Source organism: Streptomyces sp., assembly GCF_035645055.1.
Lineage (GTDB): Bacteria > Actinomycetota > Actinomycetes > Streptomycetales > Streptomycetaceae > Streptomyces.
The window spans coordinates 18,519-41,987 of record NZ_DASQNH010000017.1 but is presented as its reverse complement, the minus strand read 5'-3'; the positions used below and the strand labels follow the sequence as shown (position 1 = coordinate 41,987).

The 23,469-nt window shown below is 75.0% G+C and carries 14 protein-coding genes; 4 read left to right on the top strand and 10 right to left on the bottom strand.

Features of this window, described 5'->3' with window-relative positions; genetic code table 11:
• Positions 1-16: 16 nt before the first annotated feature.
• From VE614_RS04895 to paaA, 6 genes are read right to left on the bottom strand one after another with little or no spacing between them, the layout of a single operon-like run.
• On the bottom strand, positions 17-793 hold the full coding sequence (locus VE614_RS04895) for an SDR family oxidoreductase (protein ID WP_324932538.1): 777 nt from the start codon (positions 791-793) through the stop codon (positions 17-19).
• A gap of 52 nt (positions 794-845) precedes the next feature.
• Complete coding sequence (locus VE614_RS04890) at positions 846-2,009, bottom strand: ferredoxin--NADP reductase (protein WP_324932535.1); 1,164 nt, start codon at positions 2,007-2,009, stop codon at positions 846-848.
• An 8-nt stretch (positions 2,010-2,017) separates the two neighbouring features.
• Positions 2,018-2,536: a 1,2-phenylacetyl-CoA epoxidase subunit PaaD gene (gene paaD, locus VE614_RS04885; protein WP_324932532.1), complete on the bottom strand. Its 519-nt coding sequence runs from the start codon at positions 2,534-2,536 to the stop codon at positions 2,018-2,020.
• Positions 2,533-3,324: a 1,2-phenylacetyl-CoA epoxidase subunit PaaC gene (gene paaC, locus VE614_RS04880; RefSeq protein WP_414719522.1), complete on the bottom strand. Its 792-nt coding sequence runs from the start codon at positions 3,322-3,324 to the stop codon at positions 2,533-2,535. Before paaC ends, paaD begins: the two co-directional genes overlap by 4 nt.
• A 10-nt stretch (positions 3,325-3,334) precedes the next feature.
• A complete protein-coding gene (gene paaB / locus VE614_RS04875; RefSeq protein ID WP_324932529.1) occupies positions 3,335-3,646 on the bottom strand; it encodes a 1,2-phenylacetyl-CoA epoxidase subunit PaaB in 312 nt (103 codons plus the stop codon).
• Positions 3,643-4,644, bottom strand: a complete 1,002-nt coding sequence (gene paaA / locus VE614_RS04870) for a 1,2-phenylacetyl-CoA epoxidase subunit PaaA (protein ID WP_324932526.1) — start codon at positions 4,642-4,644, stop codon at positions 3,643-3,645. Before paaA ends, paaB begins: the two co-directional genes overlap by 4 nt.
• Positions 4,645-4,968: 324 nt before the next feature.
• On the opposite strand from paaA, the gene VE614_RS04865 reads away from it, so the two are divergent.
• From VE614_RS04865 to VE614_RS04855, 3 genes are read left to right on the top strand one after another with little or no spacing between them, the layout of a single operon-like run.
• Positions 4,969-5,217, top strand: a complete 249-nt coding sequence (locus VE614_RS04865; RefSeq protein WP_324932523.1) for an acyl carrier protein — start codon at positions 4,969-4,971, stop codon at positions 5,215-5,217.
• Positions 5,217-6,701: a class I adenylate-forming enzyme family protein gene (locus VE614_RS04860; protein ID WP_324932521.1), complete on the top strand. Its 1,485-nt coding sequence runs from the start codon at positions 5,217-5,219 to the stop codon at positions 6,699-6,701. Before VE614_RS04865 ends, VE614_RS04860 begins: the two co-directional genes overlap by 1 nt.
• A 19-nt stretch (positions 6,702-6,720) precedes the next feature.
• On the top strand, positions 6,721-7,491 hold the full coding sequence (locus VE614_RS04855; RefSeq protein ID WP_324932518.1) for an enterobactin synthetase: 771 nt from the start codon (positions 6,721-6,723) through the stop codon (positions 7,489-7,491).
• A 51-nt stretch (positions 7,492-7,542) separates the two neighbouring features.
• On the opposite strand, the gene VE614_RS04850 is transcribed toward VE614_RS04855, so the two are convergent.
• The 4 genes from VE614_RS04850 to VE614_RS04835 all read right to left on the bottom strand — a co-directional run bounded on the left by VE614_RS04850 (position 7,543) and on the right by VE614_RS04835 (position 21,658).
• Positions 7,543-7,719: an antitoxin gene (locus VE614_RS04850; RefSeq protein ID WP_414719521.1), complete on the bottom strand. Its 177-nt coding sequence runs from the start codon at positions 7,717-7,719 to the stop codon at positions 7,543-7,545.
• Positions 7,720-7,807: 88 nt separating this feature from the next.
• The gene (ccrA, locus tag VE614_RS04845; protein WP_324932511.1) at positions 7,808-9,037 is read right to left on the bottom strand and encodes a crotonyl-CoA carboxylase/reductase; all 1,230 of its coding nucleotides are present in this window, start codon (positions 9,035-9,037) and stop codon (positions 7,808-7,810) included.
• A gap of 32 nt (positions 9,038-9,069) precedes the next feature.
• Positions 9,070-13,050 (bottom strand): type I polyketide synthase, encoded by a 3,981-nt coding sequence (locus VE614_RS04840; RefSeq protein ID WP_324932508.1) that lies wholly within the window; start codon positions 13,048-13,050, stop codon positions 9,070-9,072.
• The gene (locus VE614_RS04835; protein ID WP_324932505.1) at positions 13,043-21,658 is read right to left on the bottom strand and encodes a non-ribosomal peptide synthetase; all 8,616 of its coding nucleotides are present in this window, start codon (positions 21,656-21,658) and stop codon (positions 13,043-13,045) included. Before VE614_RS04835 ends, VE614_RS04840 begins: the two co-directional genes overlap by 8 nt.
• A gap of 485 nt (positions 21,659-22,143) precedes the next feature.
• Between VE614_RS04835 and VE614_RS04830 the strand changes: the two genes are divergently transcribed.
• Positions 22,144-23,463, top strand: coding sequence for a phthiocerol/phthiodiolone dimycocerosyl transferase family protein (locus VE614_RS04830; RefSeq protein ID WP_324932502.1), 1,320 nt, complete (start codon positions 22,144-22,146; stop codon positions 23,461-23,463).
• Positions 23,464-23,469 lie beyond the last annotated feature (6 nt).

The window sequence follows — 23,469 nt, the reverse complement described above, 5'->3', positions numbered from 1 at the left end:
TAGGGGTGCGTACGGGTCACACACCGAGGTGGGCGCCGCCGGAGGCGTCGATCCACTGGCCGGTCACCCAGCGGGCGTCGTCGCTCGCGACGAAGGAGACGACGTCGGCGATGTCCACCGGGTCGCCGAGCCGGCCGAACGTGGAGGCCTCGGAGTAGCGGCGGCGGATCTCCGGGACGGCGAGGGTGGGGTTGATCTCCGTCTCGGTGTAGCCGGGTGCGACGGCGTTCACGGTGATGCCCCGGGGGCCCAGTTCCTGGGCCAGGGAGAGGGTGAGGTAGTCGAGGGCGGCCTTGGTCATGGTGTACGAGACGATCGCCGGGAAGGCGACGCGGGTCGCGACGGAGGAGATGTTGACGATCCGGCCGCCGTCGCGCAGACGGTCCAGGCCGCGCTGGATGACGAAGAACGGCGCCTTGGTGTTGATCGCGAAGACGCGGTCGTAGTCGGCCTCGGTGACCTCGGCGAGGGGGCGGGGCACGGTGATGCCCGCGTTGTTGACGAGGATGTCCAGGCCCGCCGGCGCGTCCTGCTCGGCCAGGGCCCGGTCGAAGGCGGACCAGAGGGTGTCGGCGTCGCCGGGGACGCCGAGTTCGGCGCGCACGGGGAAGGCGCGGCCGCCGTCGGCCTCGATCTCCTTGACGGTCCGCTCGGCGGCCGTCAGGTCGTGGCCGTAGTGGACCGCCACCAGGGCGCCCTCGCCGGCGAGGCGGCGGCTGATGGCTCTTCCGATGCCCCGGCTGCCTCCGGTGACCAGGGCGGTCTTTCCCTCGTGGCGGGCGGTGGCGGTCATCGTGGGTCTCCTTCGCTGAGTGGTGGCACCCGCGGGTGGGGTGGGGGAGCGGTCAGGTGTCGAAGTCGAGGGTGATCTCGGGAGTGCGCGGCCGGGCCCGGCACACGAGCGTGTAGCCGGCGGCGCGGTCCCGTTCGTCCAGGGCGTGCTGGCGGTCCGCGGTCACCTGTCCCGACAGGACCTTCGCGCGGCAACTGCCGCACACGCCCTCGCGGCAGGCGTACGGCACGTCGGGATGGGCGCGCAGCAACGCGTCGAGGAGGGCCGTGTCCCGCGGCAGGACGCTGGCGACGCGGCGGCGCCCGTCGAGCAGGGCGGTGACCCGGGCCTGCCCCGTCCGGGGTGCGAGTCCGGCCGGCTCCGGTGGTGGCGGTGCCGTCCCGCCGGGTTCCGATGGCCGCTGCGCCGTCCCACCGGTCGTGAACAGCTCCCAGCGGACGAGCGCCGGATCGGCTCCGTCCTCGGCCAGGACCCGCCGTGCGGTGTCGACGAGGCCGGGGGGTCCGCACAGGGCGTACGTGGTGTCCGGGCCGGGACGGGCGTCCACGGCCGCCAGCAGGCGGCGCATCCCGGTCGCGTCGAGCCGCCGCGCGAGCGGGCCGCCCTCGCTCCCCGGGTCCTCGCGGGTCAGCACGTACAGGACGGTGAGGCGGTCGACGAACTCGTCCTTCAGCTCGGCCAGTTCATCGGCCAGCACGGCGTCGGCGGAGGTGCGGACCGAGTGGACGAGGGTGACACGGCAGGCCGGGTCCCGGCGCAGCGCGTGGGCGGCCATCGGGGCCAGGGGAGTGATGCCGGTGCCGCCCGCGAGGAGGACGTGATGGGCGCCGGGCAGCTCGGGCAGGGCGAAGGCGCCGGTGGGCGGGGAGAGTTCGAGGTGGTCGCCGGGGGCGAGGCGGGTGGTGGCGTGGGCGCCGAAGCCGTCGGGGCCGCCCCGCTTGATCACCAGGCGGAGCGACTCGGGGGCGTGCGGGGGCGGGCAGACCGAATAGCCGCGGCGCAGTGCGCCGTCGCCGTGGCGGTGCATGACGACGACGTGCTGGCCGGGACGGTGGGCGAAGACGGCGCGCAGGGCGGCGGGCACGTCCAGAGTGACGGCCACCGTGTCGGCGGTCAGGTGGCGGACCTCGGTGACGCGGAGCGGGTGGAGGCCCGTGCGCGGGGCCGGGCCGGCCGGCGCTTCCCGGGAGGCGGCGGGCGGGGTGGCGGTGTTCACAGGGGGCCTCACAGCGCGGTCAGGTGGGGGAAGGGCTCGCGGCACGCCGTGCACCACAGCACCGACTGGCAGCGGGAGGGCCCGAAGGGGCTGTGCGGCCGGGTGGCCCGTGAGCCGCAGTGCGGGCAGGGCACCTCACCGAGACCGACGGGGACCGGGCCGGGGCCGCCGGGGGCCGGGGAGACGGGCGGGGCGATGCCGTGGGCGGCGAGTGTGCGCCGCCCCTCGGGGGTGATGCGGTCCGTCGTCCAGGGCGGCGCGAGGACCTGCCGGACGCGTCCCTCGGGGTGGCCGCAGGCGGCCAGGACGTCCCGTACCGCGGCGGTGATCTCGGGCAGCGCGGGGCAGCCCAGGTAGGTGGGCGTGATCTCCACCTCCAGCACGCCGTCGGCGCCCGGGGCGACGGAGCCCACCACGCCGAGGTCGCCGAGGCGGATCACCGGCAGTTCCGGGTCCGGGAGCGCCGCCACCCGCTCGCGCACCTCCTGGGGGGAGCGGCGGGACGTGTCCGGTACGAGCCCACTCACCAGGTGCCCCCAGGGAACTGCCGCCTCACCGACTGCAGTTCGGCGATCAGCGGGCCGAACTCCTCGGTGTGCAGCCCCGACCGGCCTCCCGTGGCCGACCAGGTGGGGGCGGGAACGGTGAGCCCGGCCTCGGTGACGACACCGGTGACGCGCCCGAGCCACGTCTCGCGCAGGGGTGCCGGTGAGGGCACCGTGCCGGACGCGGCCAGGCGGCGCAGCGCCTCGTCCTCCTCGAAGAGTTCGCCGGTGTACGGCCACACCCGTTCCAGGCCGTCCCGCATACGGCGGGCGCTCTCCTCGGTGCCGCGTCCCAGCGTCACCGTCCAGCGGTCGGCGTGCAGCCGGTGGAAGGCGACCTCCTTGGCGGCGCGGGCCCCGAACGCGGCGAGTTCGGGGTCGGGGCAGTCGGCGAGGGTCTCGTAGTACAGGACGGCGTAGTGGGTGTAGGCGAGTTGCCGGGCCACGGTCACCGCGAAGTCCCCGTTGGGGAGTTCGGTCAGGAGCACGTTGGTGAACTCGCGTTCCGAGCGGGTGTAGGCGAGGTCGTCCTCGGTGCGGCCGGTTCCGTCGAGCCGTCCGGCGCGGGTGAGCAGGGCGCGGGCGTGGCCGATCAGGTCGAGGGCGATGTTGGACAGGGCCAGGTCCTCGTCGATGGTCGGCGCGCGGGTGATCCACTGGCACAGCCGCTGTCCGAGGACGAGGGCGTCGTCGCCGAGGCGCAGGAGGTGCCGGGCCAGGTCGGGGCCGGCGGCGGACGGCGGCTCACCCGGCAGGGGGCGCGGGCGCACCGCCGGGACGTCAGTCGTGGTGCTCACCTTCAGGGCCTTTCTCGGTCAGCGGCGCGAAGTGCTCGGGGTAGCGGTACGGCTTGTGGCGGGCGCCCGCGAAGTACGGATCGCGTTCGTCCGGAGACGCCGTGTGCACGGCGTCGGAGCGCACCACCCACAGCGACAGCGGTTCTCCCCGGCGCGTGTACAGGTCGCGGGCCGCGGCGAGCGCCGCGTCCGGGCCGGCCGCGCGCACCGACCCCACGTGCTGGTGGGCCAGGCCCCGGCGGGCCCGCACGAACACCTCCCAGGACGCCGGCGCGCCCTCCCGTGCCCCGCTCATACGTCCTCTCCTCCCCGCGCGTCCCGGGCGGCGGCGTACGCGGCGGCGGCCTCGCGGACCCAGGCGCCGTCCTCGTGCGCGGCCCGGCGGTGCGCGATGCGCTGCCGCGCACAGTGGGTGTCGCCGCCCAGTGCCTCGCGGTAGGTGTCCCAGTCGATCGGGGTGAAGTCGTAGTGGCCGCGCCCCTCGTTCCAGCGGATCGCCGGGTCGGGCAGCGTCAGGCCGAGGCGTTCGGCCTGCGGGACGCACTGGTCGACGAAACGCTGCCGCAGTTCGTCGTTGGTGTGGCGCTTGATGCCCCACGCCATCGCCCGGCGGGAGACGGAGGCGCCCAGTGCGGCGGTCCGCGCGTCGGCGCCGCCCGCCTCGGTGTCGGGCGGCCCGAACATCAGTGCCACGGCCGGCAGCCACCAGCGGTTCACCGCGTCCTGCGCCATCTCCTTCTGCTCCGGTGTCCCCTCGCACAGGGCGCGCATCAGGTCGTAGCCCTGCCGGACGTGGAACGCTTCCTCCTGGCAGACGCGGCGCATCGCCCGGGCGTACGGCCCGTAGGACGTGCGGCACAGGGGCGCCTGGTTGATGACGGCGGCGCCGTCCGTCAGCCACGCGACGGCCCCGGTGTCCGCCCAGGTGAGCGCGGGGTGGTTGAAGGTGGCGGAGGCGTGCTGCTGTCCGCGGTGCAGGGCGTCCAGCAGGTCGGCACGGTCCACGCCGAGTGTCTCGGCGGCCGAGTACAGGTACAGGCCGTGGCCGGCCTCGTCCTGGACCTTGGCGATGAGGACCGACTTGCGGTGCAGGGACGGGGCGCGGGTGAGCCAGGCGCCCTCCGGCTGCATGCCGATGATCTCGGAGTGGGCGTGCTGGGCGATCTGGCGGACCAGCATGCGGCGGTATCCGTCGGGCATCCAGTCGCGCGGTTCGATCGTCTCACCGGCGGCGACGAGCGCGTCGAAGTGCGCGAGCAGGTCGCCCTCGTCCACGGCGGTCCGCGCGGTCACCGGGCACCGCCCGGATTTCCGGGGGCCGCCGCGGCGGTGCCGTGCTCGGGGCACCGCCCCGGGGTCCGGACCCGTACCGGCTGCCTGGGCACGCGCATCACTCCTTCGGCTCGGGACCGCCCGCGCAGGGCCGGGCGGAGCGGGTGGCTTCGTTGCGGTAAGAGGCCGGGTGCGCGGCCCGGCTATCCCCGCCGCGCGAGGTTCGGGCGGGTGACAAAGCTCACGGGCCGGACCGGGGAGTGGGACCCGGCCGCGCCCGCCTCTTCAGGGGGTGACAGTCGTACACCGCGCGGCGGCCGACACGCCGAGGCGAAAGGGGAAACCATGAGCACCATCAGGGAGTTGCTGGTCGAACTCACCGGCACGGCCGAATACGCCGGCCAGGTCGGCGACGACGTCGACCTGGCCGCCAGCGGCATCGACTCCGGGGATCTGGTGCGCCTCGTGCTGCTCGTCGAGCAGCGGCTCGGCGTGGAGATCACCGCCGAGGACATGGAGGGGCTGCGCACGATCGCCGACTACGAGCGCTTCGTGGCCGAGCGCACGGTCGCCGGTGCGAGCGGCGGTGCGTGATGTGGCTGACGCAGCTGCTGGAGCGCGGCCGCCAGTGCTGGCCCGAGCGGACCGCCCTGGTCGACGAGGAACGCAGCGTCACGTGGGCCCAGCTCCACGACCGCACGGTGGAACTGGCGCGCGGCCTCGCCGAGTTGGGCATCGAACGGGGTGACCGGGTGGCCGTGCTCTCCAAGGACCGGATCGAGGTCCTGGAGAGCTACTTCGCGCTGGCCCGGCTCGGCGCGCTCTTCGTGCCGCTGAACCACAGCCTCGCCGAGCCGGAGGTCGCCGGGATCGTCGAACGCGTCGGCGCGGTGGCCGTCATCGGTGAGTCGGAGCTGCTGGACCGGCACCCGGAGCTGCCGGCACCGGTGCGGATCAGACTGGCCCTGGACAAGCCCGCCTTCACGGAGCTGGGCACCCTGGCCGACGGGCGGGAGCTGCCGCACGTCGCCGACACCGACCCGATCGCCGTGCTGCACACCTCGGCGACCACCGGGCAGGCCAAGGGGGTCACCGTCGACAGCGGGTCGTTCCGCGCCATCGCCCTCGGCTGGCTGGTGATGGCCCGCCCCACCGACGACATCGTCATGGTCAACTGCTGCCCGCTCTACCACGGCAGCATGGTCGTCTCCCTGACCTACCTGGCGGCCGGCGCCACGGTCGTGCTGATGCCCGGCTTCACCCCGCAGCGGGCACTGTCCGCGGTGGAGCGGCACCGCGCCACGCACATGTGGCTGGTGCCGCAGATGCTGCGCTTCATGCTCCAGGCCAAGGCGTCCGACCGCACCGACCTGTCCTCCCTGCGGGAGATCCTGTACGGCGCCGCGCCCATGCCGCTCGACGTCTACGCCGACGCGGTCCAGCGGCTCGGCTGCGGCTTCCGGCAGGTGTACGGCATGACCGAGGTGGGCGGCCCGTTCGTCACGCTCGGCCCCGACGAGCACCCCGCCCCCGGGGACGTCACCGCCCGCATTCCGTGCGGGCGGGTCGTCCCGGGCATGTCCGCCCGCGCGGTGGACGAGGGCGGCCGGGAGCTGCCGCGCGGCGAGATCGGCGAGATCGTGGTGCGCGGGCCGGGCGTGATGCAGGGCTACTGGAACGACCCGGAGGCCACCCGCGAGATCACCCTCGACGGCTGGACCAGGACCGGTGACCTCGGCTTCGTGGACGACGAGGGCCGCATCAGCCTGGTGGACCGCACCAAGGACGTCATCATCCGGGCGGGCCAGAACGTCTACCCCTCGGAGATCGAGCGCGCCTTGATGACCCACCCGGCGGTCCGGGACGCGGCGGTCGTCGGGATGCCCGACGAGGACTACGGCGAGGTGCCGCTGGCGTACGTCGCCCTGGAGCCGGGAGCGGAACCGGGCGCGGGCGCGCTGCTCGGGCATGTAGCGGGCCTGCTCGCGCCGTACAAGCGTCCGCGGCGGGTGGAGTTCATCGAACAGGTGCCGCGCAACCCCGCCGGGAAGATCGTCAAGAAGCTGCTGCGAGTGTGAGCGCGTACGGCGGGCGGCGATGACCGGGCGCCCCGCGCGGCCCCGGCCGGCGACTACGGAGGCGTGGCCGGTCCAGGGCGGTCGGGAGCCCGCGTGGGCGGCGGAGGGTCCGGAGGGTCACCTGGCCGCGCTGTATCCGCTGCTGGCCGCCGCCGGGCTCGGGCTGGGCGTCGCGGCCGTCTCGGAGCCGTGTCCGGAACCGCCCGGGCCCGCCGAGGAGGCCGCCGCGGCGTCCATGCCGCCGAAGCGCCGCATGGAGTTCCTGGCCGGCCGGCGCGCTGCCCGGCGGGCGCTGCGCGCGGTGGGGCTGGAGTGCGGGGAGATCCCCCGGGCGGGGCGGCTGCCGGTGTTCCCGCCGGGCCGGGCGGCGTCGATCTCGCACAGCACCGGGATCGCCGTCGCCGTGGCCCGCGCCCCGGGCCGGGACCTGCCGCTCGGCTGCGATCTGGAGCTGCGGCCCCTCCCGCGCGGCGCGGCCCGCCTGGTGCTGCGCGCGGACGAGGAGGCGCTGCTCGATGACGCGGAGACGCCGCTCGGTGCGGGCGCGGCCTGGTCGGTGACGGAGCTGTTCTCCGCCAAGGAGGCCGCGTGGAAGGCCCTGGCCGGACCGGACGGCGAGCACCCTGCCGGGCCGGCGGGCAGCCTGCGCGACCTGCGGGCGTGTCCCGCGGGGGACGGCCTGCGCGTCTGCCTGCGCACGGAACCCGCACACGCGGTGCGGGTGCGGGTGGCGCGGGTCGGGGCGGGTGTGTTCAGCTACGTCGTCGGCCGGGCCGCAGCCCGCGGCTGACCAGGCGTTTCCCGTCCCCGGCGCACCGGGGACGGGAAACGTTCGCAGGGGTCAGCGCTCGGGCGTACCGCCGCCGTCCCGGTAGGAACGCCGTACCGCGTCGGCGGCCTTGTCGGTCTTGGCGTCGTACTTGTCGCCCGTCCGCTTGTCGACCATGCGCTCGGCGCCCGACACGCCCTTGTCGGCCTGGTCGGGGTGGCCCTTGGCCATCTGCTTGGCCTTGTTCATCATGTCGCCCAGCTTGCCCATGGCGGGTACCTCCGGGAGTGCGCGTGCGTCGTACCCCGCCGCAGGTACCCCTCTGGCCGTGGCCGAATCACCCCCGGTCGCCCACGCGGGCGGCCATGTTCCCCGCCGGGTGCCGGTTGTCATGGATGAGCTGGTGGGCGAGGCCGATCTCCTCGAAATCGAAGGTCCGGGACAGGCACGGGTCGATGATGCCCTGGCCGATGAGTTTGGTGACCTCCCGTGCCTCGCGGGCGGTGGCGACGTGCGAACCCTGCAGGCGCTTCTGCCGCATCCACAGGAAGCGCAGGTCGACGTCACCGTTGTAGCCGGTGGTGCCGCCGCACAGGACGACCATGCCGCCGTTGTCGCACAGGTACAGCGACGTGGGGATGGTGTCGGCGCCCGAGTGCTCCAGCACGATGCGCGGGCCGCGGCGCTCGCCGAGCACCTCCCAGAAGCGCCGCCCGAAGGCACGGGCCCCCGCCAGCCAGCGTCCCATCGCCTCCTCGTCGGAGGTGTCCGGCAGCCGCCCCCAGTGGTCGAACCGGCGCCGGTCGATCCAGCCCTCCGCGCCGAGCTTGAGGCAGAACTCGCCGCGTTCCTCGCTGGAGACGACCGCGACAGGGATGCCGCCGACGTGCCGGACGAGCTGGATGGCGATGCAGCCGAGGCCACCGGCGCCGCCCCAGATCAGCACCGGGTCGCCCGGGCGCACCGTGTGCGGGGGCCAGCCGAAGAGCTGGCGGTAGGCGGTGGCGGCGGTCGCCATGTAGCACGCCGCCTCCGCCCAGGACAGCCGGGCGGGCTTGGGGTGGCACATGTAGTCGTCGACGACGGCGAACTGGGCGAAGGAGCCGTAGTTCTCCTCGTAGCCCCACACCCGCTGGCTGGTGGACCAGGTCGGGTCGCCGCCGAGGCGGATGTCCTCGGCCTTCTCGTCCCAGCGGTTGGCGAGGACGACGACCTCGTCGCCCAGCCGCACCCCGCGTACGTCCTCGCCGACCGCCCACACGATCCCGGACAGGTCGGAGCCGCCGATGTGGAAGTCCTCGGTGGCGCCCGCCTTCTGCCGGGCGGCGATCACGTCGAGCGGCGAGCCCAGCGCCGCCCAGACGTTGTTGTAGTTGATGCCGGCGGCCATCACCTTCACCAGGACTTGTCCCCGGCCCACGGGCGGGACGTCGACCACCTCGGTCCGGAAGGCGTCGACGGGCTGTCCGTAGCGCTCACGGCGGATCAGCGAGGCGTACATCTTCCGAGGGACGGTGCCGATCTCGGGTGCGTCGCCGAGTTCGTAGAGGTCCTGGGTCGCTCTCACGCTGGCTCTCCTCCACGCGTGCTCAAGGGTGATCAAGGGTGCTCAGGGGCAACCGGAACGGCGGCTCGGTCGTCGCCGTGGCCGCGCAGGGCCTTGGCGACCGCCTCGCCGATGCGGGCGATCGGTTCCGGTTCGGTCATCTCGTAGTGGCCGCAGGGCACGTGGTGGTCGTGCAGGGTGCCGTCGACGTAGGGCCGCCAGCTGTCGGCCTTGCCGGGCAGCACCGCCAGGTCCGCCGGGAAGCCGGTGGGCTGCTCCTCATCCGCGCTGAAGAACAGCACGTCACCGTGGTAGACACCGGGAGCGAACTGCGGTGCGATGCGCAGGTTGTTGCGCATGACGGCGGCGATGGCGGCGGCCTCGGCGCGGGTGACGGGCACGCTCGACGGGTCGGCGGTGACCCGGGCGTCGATCCGGTCCAGGACGGTGTCCACTTCGGCGGGTGCCGTCCCGGGGCCGGCGGCGAGTCCGGCCACCCGGGACAGCAGGGCCGCCACCTGGCGTTCGGCCGCGTCGGGGTCGTGTGCGGTGCCGTGCGGCTGCGGGGCGTCGAGCATGGCGAGGAGTTCGACGCGCTCACCGTCGCGCTGGAGCGCGCAGGCCATGGCGTGGGCGACGAATCCGCCGTAGGACCAGCCCAGCAGCCGGTACGGGCCGTGCGGCTGCACCTGGCGGACCAGGTCGAGGTAGTGGGCGACCATGGCGGCGGCGTCCGGCGCGGGCGGCCGGGTGCCGTCGAGGCCGGCCGCCTGGATGCCGTAGACGGGCTGCTCGCCGCCGAGGTGGGGCAGCAGGCCCGTGTAGCGCCAGGAGACGCCGGCGCCGGGGTGGACGCAGAACAGGGGCGTGGCGGTGCCCTCGGCGCGCAGCGGCAGCAGTGGTCCGAGCGCGGTGGGGGCGGTTTCCGGCATCTTCCCGTCCTGCTCGTCGGCCGCGGCGAGGACCCCGGCCACGGTGGGCGCGGCCAGCAGGGTCGCCGCCGGGACGTCGAGGACGCCGGCCCGGCGCAGCCGGCCCGCCAGCAGTACGGCGCGCATCGAGTCGCCGCCGAGGTCGAAGAAGTTGTCGTGCAGGCCGATGCCGCCGATGCCGAGGGTCTCCTCCCAGATCCGGGTGACCTCCTGTTCGCGGTCGGTTCGGGGCGGTACGTGCTCCGTGGTCAGCCGGGGCCGCGGGGCGAGGCCGGGGCCGGGCTCCGCCGCGGCCGGGGCGTCGTCGGGGGCGGCGGGGCCGGTGCGGGTGCCGGGGGCGTCGATCCAGTGGCGTCGGCGTTCGAAGGCGTACGGGGGCAGCGGGACCCGCCGGGGCGGGCCCGGCACCGGGGGCAGGGCGCTGTCCACGCCCACGCTCCACAACCGCCCCAGCGCCTCGGCGAGGACGAACCCGTCGGACGCCTCGGCCTTGGCGTGCCGCATGGTGGTCACCGTCACCGGTGCCTCGTCGGCGAGCCGGCCGGCGGCCAGCTTGGTCAGGGTGTCGCCCGGCCCGATCTCCACGAGGACGGGGCGCAGGCGGTCCCACACGGCGGTGATGCCGTCGGCGAACCGCACGGTGTTGCGGGTGTGGTCGAGCCAGTGCCGTACCGAGGTGGCCTCGGCGTCGGTGACCCAGGTGCCGGTGACGTTGGTGACGTACGGGATGCGCGGCGGGCGCAGGGTGACCTGGCTCAGGTGGGTCTCGTAGGCCGGCAGGACCGGGTCCAGGACGTGGGAGTGGGCCGCGACGGGGATGCGCAGGCGGCGGAACGGAACGCCCCGGCGGGTCAGTTCGGCCTCGAAGCGGGTGACGGCGTCGAGGTGTCCGGCGACGGTGCAGGCGCCGGGGCCGTTGACGGCGGCCAGGGACAGGTCGTCGTCGAGCAGCGGGCGGATCTCGTCGGCCGGGCCGGCGACGCCGACGGTGGCGCCGCCGGCGGAGCTGATGAGCCGGATGCGTTCGGTGACCAGGGGCAGCATGTCCGCCAGGTCGATGACGCCGGCCAGGCAGGCGGCCGTGTACTCGCCGAGCGAGTGGCCGATCAGCGCGTCGGGGCGGACGCCCGACTCGATGAGCGTGCGGGCCAGGGCGTACTCGGTGACCACGAGCCCGAGGAATGCGGCGGTGTCGTCGGGCCGCTGCTCCTCGAAGAGGGCGGGGCGCAGGTCGGCGCCGAGGACGGGCCGCAGGATGCGGGCGCACTCGTCGACGGTGTCGCGGTAGACGGTGTGGTCGCGGTACAGCTCCGCCCCCATGCCGGGGTACTGGGTGCCGCCGCCCGGCAGCAGGAACGCCACGCGGGCCGGGTCGTCGCAGACCGGCGGGGTGGCGGGGGCGGCGGAGCGCAGCGCGTCCAGGGCCTCCTCGCGGGAGGCCGCCGTGACGGTGAGCCGGTGGCGCAGCGCGGGCCGGTCGGCGCGCAGCGAGTGCGCCACGTCGTCCAGGCGCAGCTCCGGCCGGCGTTCGAGGTGCCGGGCGAGTGCCTCGGCCTGGCCGCGCAGGGCGCCGGCGGTGCGCGCGGACAGGGGCAGCACCAGGCGGCGGCCGTGCTCCGGCGGGCGAGGCGTGACAGGGGCGGCGGGCGGGGCCTCCTCCAGGATCACGTGGGCGTTGGTGCCGCCGATGCCGAAGGCGCTGACGGCCGCCCGGCGGGGATGGACGCCCGCGGGCCAGTCCTCCAGCGCGGTGGGCACGCGGAAGGGGCTCGCCCCGAAGTCGATGAGCGGATTGGCGCGGTCGAAGTGCAGGCTCGGCGGGATCTGCCGGTGTTCCAGGGCCAGCACCGCCTTGATGAGCCCGGCGATGCCGGCGGCGGCGCCGAGGTGACCGATGTTGGTCTTGACCGACCCGAGCGCGCAGAAGCCGGTCCGCCGCGTGCTGTGCCGGAACGCCTCCGTCAGCGCGGACACCTCGATCGGGTCGCCGAGCTTGGTGGCGGTGCCGTGCGCCTCGATCAGGCCGATGGTTCCGGCGTCGACCTCCGCCTGGGCCTGCGCGGCGAGGATCACCTCGGTCTGCCCGGCGGCGCTGGGCGCGCTGAAGCCGACCTTGCGGCGGCCGTCGTTGTTGACGGCGCTGCCCCGGATGACGGCGCGGATCCGGTCGCCGTCGGCGAGGGCGTCCTCCAGGCGTTTGAGCACGACGGCTCCCACGCCGTCGCCGGAGGAGGTACCGGCGGCGTCGGCGGCGAAGGCGCGGCAGTGGCCGTCGGGCGAGAACGGGCCGTCGGGCACGTGGCGGTAGCCGAGCGCGGCCGAGGGGTTGAGGGAGACAGCGGCGGCGAGCGCGGTGTCACAGCGGTGGTCCAGCAGATCCTGGCAGGCGGTGTGCACGGCGACCAGCGCGGTGGAGCAGGCCGTCTGGAGGGACACGCTCGGTCCGGTCAGGCCGAGTTCGTAGGAGACGCGGGTGGCCAGGGTGCCGAGGGAGTTGGCGGTGGCCGCGTGGACCAGCTCCACCGAGCCGGGCTGCCCGGCGAAGCGCGGGTACACGTGGGCCGGGTAGTAGCGGCTGTCGCCGGCGCCCGCGTAGACGCCGAACGCCTCGCCCGTACGGTCGCCGCCGAGGCAGCCGGCGTCCTCCAGGGCGTGGTAGGCCGTCTCCAGCAGCAGCCGCTGCTGCGGGTCGACGACAGCGGCCTCGGCGGGGCTGTAGCCGAAGAAGCCGGAGTCGAAGCGGTCGATGCCCTCGACGGCCGACACCATCCGGATCAGCGTCGGGTCGCCGAGGTCGCGCGGGTCGCCGCCCGCGGCGAGGAACTCCTCGTCGGTGACGGGCCGGATCGCCTCCCGCCCGGCCGCGAGGTTCTCCCAGAAGGCGTCGAGATCGTCGGCGCCGGGGAAACGGCCCGCCATGCCGATGACGGCGACGGCGGGGAACTCGGGGAACTCCCCGTCGTGGGGTGTGCTGGTGTCGTGCACGGCCTGTGCCTCGTCCTCTCCCGGCTCGGCGGTGTGCGGCGTGGTGTTCGCCGTGGTGTCCGTCTGGTCGTCGTCCGGCTCGGTGGTGTGCCGCAGGGCGTTCACCCGGTCACGCATGGCCCCGGCCCTTACCCTGGCGGGCGGATCGGCGGGCGCGGGCCGCTCGTTGGCGCCGGGCCTGTTCCTTGGCGCGGTCCAGTCCGCCGGCTTCCCGCTGTGGCGGCTGTTCGGCGGCCGCCGCCGGGCCCGCGCCGGTGGCCGACAGGCGGCGGGCCAGCTCCCGGACGGTGGGGTGCGCGAACAGGTCGACCACCGAAAGGTCGGTGCCGAAGGCGCGGTTGACGGCGGTCTGGGCGGTGACCAGGAGCAGCGAGTTGCCGCCCAGGTCGAAGAAGTTGTCGCCCCGGCCCACCCGGTCGCGGCCGAGGACGCCGCACCACACCTCGGCGAGCCGGCTCTCCAGCAGCCGCAGTTCCTCCCCCGCCTCCGCCTCCTCCGGGCGTGCGGTGGTGCCCGCCGAGCGCAGCGTCCACGCGTCGGACAGGCCGGCCGCGCGGGCACCGTCGGCCGCCGCGCGGTACAGGGCGCCCAGGTCGGTGCCGTCCTCCAGGCCGACGCGCGCGGCCAGGCGCCGGATCTGCCGCACGGGCGCCACGACGTGGCTGCGGACCCACGGGGCGGTGCGGTCGGCGCCGATCAGCAGGTGCGGCTCGTCGAGCGTGCGGGCCAGGTCGAACGAGCGCAGCGCGGCGGGGGCGTCGAGCAGCCGGTAGCCGCGTGCCTCGGTGAGCGCGGTGAGACCGTAGCCGCGGCTCATGCCGCGCTCGCGCCACATGCTCCAGGCCAGCGACTGCGCGGGCAGGCCGAGGCTCCGGCGGTACAGGGCGAGCGCGTCCAGATAGGCGTTGGCGGCGGCGTAGGCGGCGTTCATGGCGCCGCCGAACCAGCCGTTGACCGAGGAGAAGGTGACGAAGGAGGTGACCGGGTGGTCGGCGGTGAGCCGGTGCAGCGTCCACGCGCCGCGTGTCTTCGCCGCGAGGGCCCGGCGCCAGGTTTCGGTGTCCAGTTCGCCCACGGGGCGTTCCACGAGCGTCCCGGCCAGGTGCAGCACCGACGCCAGGGGTACGCCCCACGCCTCGGTGGCGGCCTCCACCGCGGCCCGCACCTGGCGTTCGTCGGTGACGTCGGCCCGGGCGTAGCGGACGTCGCCCAGCTCACGCAGGCGTGGCAGGACGTGGGCCTCGGATCCCGGTGTGCGGCCCACGATCAGCAGCCGGGTGCCGGGGGTGCGCAGCAGGTGGGCGGCGATCTCGGCACCGACGCCGCCCAGGCCCCCGGTGAGCAGGGTGAAGCCGTCGTGCGCGGGCGGTTCGGCGCGGGGCGCGGTGCCGGGCAGGGGAGCGAGGCGGCGTACGTAGCGGTGTCCGTCGCGGTACGCCACCTCCGCGCCGTCCGCGGTGGCCGTCGCCTCGGCCGTCAGGAGGGGCAGCGGGTCCGTGCCGTCGCCCGGGGGGAGGTCGAGGTGCGTGCCGCGCAGCCGGCCGAACTCCTCGGCCAACGACTTGAGGAGCGCGCCCGCCATGGCGTGGACCGGGGAGGGGCGGTCGCCGGCGCGCACCGCCTGGGCGCCCGCCGTCACGTACACGAGGTCGACGGGGCGCTGCCGCCCGGGCCGGTCGGCGAGGGCGCGGGCGAACGCGAGCAGCCGCTCCGCACCGGCCGTGCCGTCCGGCACCGTCTCCGGGGCGCCGGTGCCGCGCAGCCCGTCGAGGTCGAGGACGGCGTCGACCGGCCGCTGGTCGTCCTCCAACCGCCGAAGCAGCGCGGCGTGGTCGGCTTCCTCGGCGGGCCGTACCCGGTAGTGCGCGGCGTCGAGCCGGGCGTACGACGTCCCCTCACCGACCAGCGTGCACAGGCCCCCGCCGGACCGCAGTGCGTCGGCGAGTCGTGCCGCGAGCTTGTGGCCCCGGGGGTCGCCGCCCGCGAGGACGAGGGTGTGCCGGCCGGGCTGCGTCGTCCGGGTCCCGGGGCGTTCCGCCCGCTGCCACACCGGCCGCAGGAACCAGTCGGGGACGGTGGCCGCGGTGCCCAGCAGCAGCTGGGTCCGGCGAACCTCGTCGTCGAAGGCGCCCGCCTCGAAGCTCTTGCGCAGCTTGGTGCGCTGGATCTTGCCGATCTCGGTCTTGGGGATGGCCTCCGTCGCGACCGGGATCAGGAAGGCGGGGCTGACGCCGGTCTCCCGGGTCACCTTCCCGGCGATCTCGCGCAGGGCGCCGGCGGTGACCTCCGACGCGAGGTGGAAGAAGAGGGCGAGTTCGTCGGTGGGCGACGACGGATCGGAGCGCACCGCGACCGCGGCGGTGAAACTGCGCTCCACGTAAGGCAGTTCCTCGACGCACGCCTCGATCTCGTGGCTGTAGTGGTTGACGCCGTTGACGATGATGACGTCCTTGGCGCGGCCGGTGATGTACAGCTCGCCGTCGCGCAGGAACGCCAGGTCGCCGGTGTCGAACCAGCCGTCGTCGGTGAACGCCTCCGCGTTGGCCGCCGGGTTGTCGTGGTAGCCGCCGGTCACGGAGGTGCCGCGGACCTGGAACCGGCCCGCCTCGCCCTCCGTGAGGACCGTGCCCTGTTCGTCGACGATCCGCATGGCGAACCCGGGGTAGGGCCTGCCGCAGCTGACGAACGTCCCCTCGTCCGGGACGGGTTCGGCGGGCAGGACGGCGTCGGTGACCACGGAGCAGGTCTCGGACATGCCCCAGCCGGGGTGCATCACGTCCTGCGGCAGGCCGAAGGGCTTCAGCGCGTGCAGGAACCGGCGGGCGGCAGAGGCCACGACGACCTCACCGGCGTTCATCACCAGGCGCATCGGCGACAGGTCCCAGGCGCGGTCCGTGAAGCGGTCGGACTGCTCGGCGAGGAGCCCGAAGGCGAAGTTGGGCGCCCAGGTGACGGTGACCCGGTGCCGGTCGGCGAGGTCCATCCAGCGCAGCGGGTCCTGGAGGACGTAGGAGGTGGGGGCGTGGATCTGGCGGCAGCCCAGGTACACGTCCCGCAGGTGGAACATCACCACGCCGGTGACGTGGTCGAGCGGGATCCAGTTCAGGGAGACGTCGTCCGCGCCGAGGCCGTTCATCTGCTCGGTGGCGGCGGAGCGGGTCAGCACGTTGCGGTGGGTGAGGCGCACCGCCTTGGGCAGGCCGGTGCTGCCGGACGTCATCAGCATCAGCATGAGGTCGTCCGGTCCGGCGGGGTGCCAGTCGTGGTCCTCGGGCGCCTCGCGCAGCGCGTCGGCCGTGGTGAGCCGCGGTCCGGGCCAGTCCTGGCGGGCGGCGACCTCGCGCAGTCCGGCTTCGCGGCCCGCGGAGCACACGATCCAGGGCCGGCCGAGCATCCGCCAGATCCCCTCCAGTTTGGTGAGGGCCGCCGAGGGGGTGTCGTAGGAGGCGGGCACGGTCAGCGGGACGGCGACGAAGCCGCCGAGGACGCAGCCCCACAGCACGGCGAGGAAGTCCTCGGTCGCGTCGCACTGGAGGATGACCTGGTCGCCCGGGCGCAGGCCGGCCCGGCGCAGACCGGCGAGCACGCGGGAGGCCTCGGGGATCAGGGAGGCGTAGGTGCGCCGGTGTTCGCTGCCGTCGGCGTGGACGTGGACGATGTCACCCCGGTCGCGTGCGGCGGCGCGGCGCAGGGCGTCGGCCCAGCCCGGCACGGACGGTTCGGTGAGGGCGGGGCCCTCACTGAGGGCCGGTACGGCGGAGGCGCCCCCGGTGCGGGCGGCGGGGGCGGGTTCGGTGGTGCGGTCGGGCAGACCGGTGTGGCGGCGGTCCAGTTCCTCGGGGGTGTTCTCCACCGACACGTCGACCGTGGTGACGCCGGGGACCTGAGCCAGGACCTGCCGCCAGGTCCCGGCCGCGGCGCGGTCGACGGCGGGCAGGGCGTCCAGCGCCGCGGTGTCGACGGTGCCGTCCTCGGCGCGGGGCAGCGCGTTGACCGCCGTGACGCGGACGGTGCCGTGGCCCGCGCGGTCCAGGAGTTCCTCGACGCGTTCGGCGGCGTCCGCCCGTCCGGGCACCACGTACAGGCGCGGCGGGGCGTCGACGGTGCCGGGCAGCGCGTGGGCGTCACGGATGCCGGGCACGGACAGGGCCGCGTCCTCCAGTTCCGCGGGGCCGGTCGCGGCCGGGGCGGGGGAGCGCTCGGGGAGCGCGGGCAGCTCGCCGACGCGGGTGCCGGGGTCGGCGCTCACCGCGCGCAGGACGTCGTGCAGGGCGAGAGCGAACGCCTCGGCGGTGCCGGTGTCGTACAGGTCGGTGGCGTACTCGACGTGGAGCGTCAGGCCGTCGGGAGCGCCCTCGGGGGTGTGGCGTTCCAGGACGTCCACGAAGAGGTCGAACTTGGCGGTGCCCGTGGCGGTGGGCCGCAACTCGGCGCGGCTGCCGTCCACGTCGAGGACGGCGGGTTCGTTGTTCTGGAGGGCCAGCATCACCTGGAACAGGGGGTGCCGGCCGGGCGTGCGGGGCGGGTTGAGGTCGTCCACCAGCCGGTCGAAGGGCAGGTCCTGATGGTCCAGGGCGGCCAGGTCGGCGATGCGCAGCCGGGCGAGGAGGTCCCGGAAGGCGGGGTCGCCGGAGGTGTCGGCGCGCAGCACCAGGGTGTTGGCGATCAGACCGATCAGGTGGTCGAGGGCGGGTTCGGTGCGGCCCGCGACGGGGGTGCCGAGGACGATGTCCTCGCCGGCCCCGCAGCGGGTGAGCAGGGCACTGAGGGCGGCGTGCAGCACCATGAACAGGCTGGCGCCCTCGTGGTCGGCGAGGCGCAGCAGGGCGCGGTGCAGGGCGGCGTCGAGGGTCGCTTCGACGTGCGCGCCGCCGCCGCGCGGTGCGGTGCGACGCGGCCGGTCGCCGGGCAGGGTGCACTCCTCGGGCAGGCCGTCCAGGGCCGTGCGCCAGTGGGCGGTGAGCCGTTCCAGCCGCCCGGGGCCGTCCGGTCCGGGGGCCAGCAGGGCGCGCTGCCACAGTGCGTAGTCGGCGTACTGCACCGGCAGCGGGGACCAGTCGGGTGCCCGGCCGGCCCGGCGGGCCGCGTAGGCGGTGCTCAGGTCGGCGGCGAAGGGACGCAGCGACCAGCCGTCGGCGGCGCTGTGATGCAGGACGAACAACAGGGTGGAGCCCAGCAGCCAGACGGCGAGGGGGCTTTCGGCGGTCAGGTCGAAGCGGTGCCGCAGCGCGGCGGTGACGTGGGCGGCGGTCTCCGTGGCGGGGCAGTCGACGCGGCGCAGGACCGGGCGCAGCTCTCCCGGCGGCAGGATCCGCTGGTACGGCACTCCGTCGTGCTCGGCGATCACCGTCCGCAGGATCTCGTGCCGGTCGGCGAGGTCGCCGAGGGCCGCCCGGAGCGCGTCGGTGTCGAGGTCGGCGTCGAGCGTCACGAGGAGCGGGATGTTGTAGGTGGCCGCTCCGTCGTCGAGCCGGTTCAGGAACCACATGCGTTCCTGGGCGAAGGACAGCGGCACCCGCGGCGGGCGTACGGCGGCACCCAGGGCCGGCCGGGGGAGGGCACCGCCGGTGTGTGCGGCGAGCCGCTGGGCGAGGGCGGCCGGGGCCGGTGTCTCGAACAGGGCGGTGATGGGGATCTCGGCGCCGGTCTCGTGCCGCAGGCGGGCCAGCAGACGGGTGGCGAGCAGGGAGTCGCCGCCGAGGTCGAAGAAGTTCACGTCGGTGCCCACGGTGTCCCGGGGCAGCTTCAGCACGTCCTCGAACAGGCGGCACACGAGGACCTGTTCGGGTGTCCCGGGGCGGGTGCCGGACGCGGCGGCGGTGAAGTCCGGTGCGGGCAGGGCCTGCACGTCGAGCTTGCCGTTGGCGGTCAGCGGCAGTGTGTCCACCGGGACGCAGGCGGCCGGGACCATGTGCTCGGGCAGGTGCGCGGCGGCGTGGGCGCGCAGCTCGGCGGGGCTCACCGGCGCGTCGCCGGAGGGGACGGTGTAGGCGACGAGATGCAGGGCGCCGTTGCCGGCGCGGCGGGGCACGACGGCGGCGCGGGTGACGCCCGGGTGGGCGGCGAGAACGGCCTCGATCTCGCCGGGTTCGACACGGAAGCCGCGCAGCTGTATCTGGGCGTCGGCGCGGCCGAGGTAGTCGAGCGTGCCGTCGGCGCGGCGCCGGGCCAGGTCGCCCGAGCGGTACATGCGGGTGCCGGGCGGACCGTAGGGGTCGTCGAGGAAACGGTCGGCGGTCAGGTCGGGCCGGTTCAGGTATCCGGCGGCGACGCCTGCGCCGGAGACGTACATCTCGCCGGTCGCGCCGGGCGGCACCGGGTGTCCCTCGGCGTCCAGCAGGTGCACCCGGAGGTCGGCGAGCGGGGTGCCGACGACGCTGCCGCGGCGCGGGTCGTCGAGGTCGGCACGGGTGAGGCGGTGGTGGGTGACGTGCACGGTGGTCTCGGTGATGCCGTACATGTTCACCAGCGCCGGGCGGTCCAGGCCGTGCCGGTCGGCCCAGGGGCGCAGCCGCGCCGGGCGCAGGGCCTCGCCGCCGAAGACGACGTAGCGCAACGCCCCCGTGTCGCCGCCGCGTTCGAGGTCGGCGTCGATGAGCTGCTCGAACGCGGACGGCGTCTGGTTGAGGACGGTCACGCCCTCGCGGTGCACCAGCTCCAGGAACTCGCGTGGCGAGCGGCTGACGGCGTACGGGACGACGACGACCCGGCCGCCGTGCAGCAGGGGGCCCCAGATCTCCCAGACGGAGAAGTCGAAGGCGTAGGAGTGGAACAGCGTCCACACGTCGTCGGCACGGAAGTCGACGTGCTCGGCCGCCGCGGCGAAGAGGCGCACGACGTTGGCGTGCGGGACGGGCACGCCCTTGGGGCGGCCGGTGGAGCCTGAGGTGTGGATGATGTACGCGATGTCGGCGGGACTCGTCCGCCCATGCCGGTCGGCGTCGGTGAGGTCGGCGGCGGAGCGGCGGGCCAGGTCCGCCGTGACCTCCTCGTCGTCCAGGCGGACGACGGGAAGCGCGTCCTCGGCCAGGCCGGCGTGGGCGTGCTCGGTGACGAGGACGACAGGGGCCGCGTCCTCCACGACCAGCCGCAGCCGCTCGGCCGGGTGACCGGGGTCCAGGGGCAGGTAGGCGGCGCCGGTCTTGAGGACGGCCAGCAGGGCGGGCAGCAGCCGCACACCGCGCTCCAGGGCCAGCGCCACCACCCGGCCCGGGCCCGCGCCGTGTTCGGTGAGCAGCCGGGCCAGGCGGTTGGCCTCGGCGTTGAGCTCGCCGTACGTGAGCCGTTCGTCCCCGCAGGTGACGGCGGTCCGCTCGGGCACGGCAGCCGCCCGCTCCTCGAACAGCTCGGTGAGGGTCCGCTCGACCGGATACGTGCGGACGGGAGCGTCGCGGGGGTGCTCGCCCGGCAGCAGGACGTCCAGGCCGCCCAGCGGTGTCGTCGGGTCGGTCTCGGCCAGTCGGCGCAGCACCGTGAGGAACCGGTCGCGGTGCAGGGCGAGTTCGTCCTCCTCGTACAGGGCGGGGTTGGCGTCGAAGGCCAGCCACAGTCCGCCGGACCGGGTTCCGGGCCGCACCGAGATCTGCAGGTCGTCGACGGCTCCGCCGGACAGGTGGTGCCAGGTGGTGGGGTGCCCGCCGAAGACCGGCGACTCGTCGAACGGGACGATGTTGAGCACCGGCCCGTACAGCCGGCGTCCGGTGCCCAGCAGGCCCAGATCACGGCGGAGGAACTCGCCCCGGTACCGCTGGTGGCGGCGCAGCGCCTTCAGCTCCTCCGCGACGGTCCGCGCCAGCTCCGCGACGGGCGTGTCCGGGGCGGCGGCCACGCGCAGCGGGAGGACGTCGGAGGCGGTGCCGGGGGTGCGCAGGGCGGCGCTGCCGAGGCGGCTCATGGTGGCGAGGCCGAGCACCAGGTCACGGGCGCCGGTCATCCGGTGCAGGTAGGCGGCGGTGGCGGCGGTCAGCAGGTCGGTGCGCCGGACGCCGAGACGGGCCGCGGCGGCGTCGAGGGCGCCGGTCTCGGCGGGCGTCAGATCGGCGGTGCGGCGCAGGAACGGCGCGGTGGGGGCGGCCGTACGGGAGGTGAGCCGGGCGGGCTCGGGCAGACCGGCCAGGCGCCGCGCCCAGTGGTCGCGGTCGCGGGCGTACGCCTCGGAGGCGCGGTAGGCCGCCTCCTCCTCCTGGAGCCGGCTCACCGGCGCGAAACCGGCGGGGGCCGGTTCGCGTCCCTCGGCCAGCGCGTTGTACGTGTCGGCCAGGCGTCGCCCGAGGAGCTTGTAGCTGTAGCCGTCGAGCAGGAGGTGGTGGGCCCTCAGCAGCCAGAGGTGGCGGTCAGGGGCGAGGGCCAGCAGAGTGTGCGCGAACAGCGGGCCCTTCTCCAGGTCCACGGGTGTCGCGAGGTCGGCGCGGACATGGGCCCACGCGGCGGCCGCGGGATCCTCGGCACCGCTGACGTCGACCCGGTGCAGAGGCCAGTCGTCGGCGTCCGCGGCGGGGTGGCTGCGGGGGCCGTCGTCGGTGTCGGCGAATCGCAGGGCGAAGGTGTCGGCCTCACCGACGGTGCGCCGCAGCGCCGTCTCGAACAGGGCGGTGTCGAGGGGGCCGTGGATCTCCACCGCCTCCGCCGTGTTGTACGCGGCGCTGTCCGGTGCGAGCCGTCCGGCGTACCAGAGTCCCTCCTGGGCCCCGGACAGCGGTCGACGTTCGTCCTCCTGGAGTGACATAGCACAACCCTCACGTGGCAAGCCGTAATGTCCCGGACGGCGAAGGCCCGGCCGGATCGGGCGGGGGCGGCCACCGCTCCGTGCCTCCCGCGCGTGTCCGTACGCGCCGGGCCGGGCCACGGGTGAAAAGGGAGGTGGCACGCCGAGGGCGCGGGAATCACGTCACCCGGCCCCGGTCTCCCGGCACAGCACGCTGGGGCACCGGAACGGGCCGGGTCAAGCGGGACCGGGCCCTCGGGACGCCGATTCAGGGGTTTCCCTGAAGAATGCGCTGCCGGGGAGTGCGCGCCGCCCTCTTCACCTTCCCGGACCTCAACTTCTAGGGAAATCACGCGACTTCCCCTCACGCCGGGTTCTCCGCTGGATTCGGCCGCGTTCCGCCGTGCACTCTCGAAAGGCCCCCGCCCCCCGCGGACAGCCGCGGCGGCAGACCGATCCCGGGCCGTGGGACCCCCGGAACGAACGACGGAAAGAAGGCTGACGGCATGCACCGTGCGCTGTGTCCGGTCGAGACGCTCTACGTGGGCCAGAGAAGCAGGGCCGTCCTGTCCTGCACCCTGCGCGGACCCGTGGACGTCGCCGCGCTGTCGGCCGCCTACGACGCCATGACGGAGGCCAACCCGGCGCTGCGGTCGCGCATCCGACAGGACGGCGCGGGCCACGTCCTGAGCCTCCTGGACGAGGAGGAACGGCCCCGCCTGATCACCCGGACCGGCGACGAGGAGGAGGCCTACGCGGCGGAGCTGAACAGGCCGCTGCCCGTCGGGGGCCCGCTGAGCCGTGCCGCCCTGATCAGCGCGCCGGACGCCGGGAGCCACCTGTTCGTGCTGGTGGTCGACCACACCGTCACGGACGGCCACAGCAGCATCGCGCTGCACAACGCGCTGTGGGACCGCTACCGGGCCCTGGTCGACGGGGAGCCGGCCGACGAGGCAACCCCCTCCGGCGGGCCGCGCTGGCCCGAGCCCGTCAGCCGGCTGCTGCCCCCGGCCGACGAGGCCGACACGGCGAAGTACCTCGACGGCCGCCTGGAGGAGACGCGGCGGCACCCCGTGGCGCTGGTGCCCTACGACGTACCGCGCCCGACCGCCACCGGCCAACAGGCGGGCCCGGACGGGCACATCGAGGTCCGCCGGCTGACCCTGGACCCGGAACTCACCTCGCGACTGCGCCGGACGGCACGCGGCTCAGGCGTCTCCGTGCACGCGTTGATCGCCGCGACGCTGCTGGCCACGGCCCGGCGACGCCTGGACGGCGACGGCCCCCGCACCCTCGGCTGCCTCTCCCCGGTCGACCTGCGCTCCCGGCTGTCCCCGCCGCTGCCCGCCGCCGCCCTGGTGCCCGCGGTCACCACCCACCTGCAGACGCTGGACGTCTCCGAGGCGTCCGAGCCGCTGGAGCTGGCGCGTGCCGTCCACGCCCGCCTGAGCGACTTCCTCTCCCGCGGTGACCACTTCCACGAGATGCGCATCACGCCGGAGATCCCCCGCGATCCCGCGCTGCAACTGGCCACGGTGATCGCCACCAACATGGGCGTCGTCCCCGGCCCACGGCTGCCGAGCGGGCTGCGGGCGGTCGACGTGCGCCTGGTGCCGGCCCGCGAGCACTACTTCCCGCAGGCCGGGCGCAGCCCCGTCATGGCGTGCGTCGTCTCCTTCGAAGGCCGGCTCTCCATCGAGTTCCCGCACTCCACCGCCTGTTTCAGCCCGTCCTTCATGCGGGCCTTCCGCGACGACGTCCGCGCCGGACTCCTCCGCTTCGCGACCGAGGCGGAACCCGGGCACGCCGACGCGGCCACGGGCTGAACACCG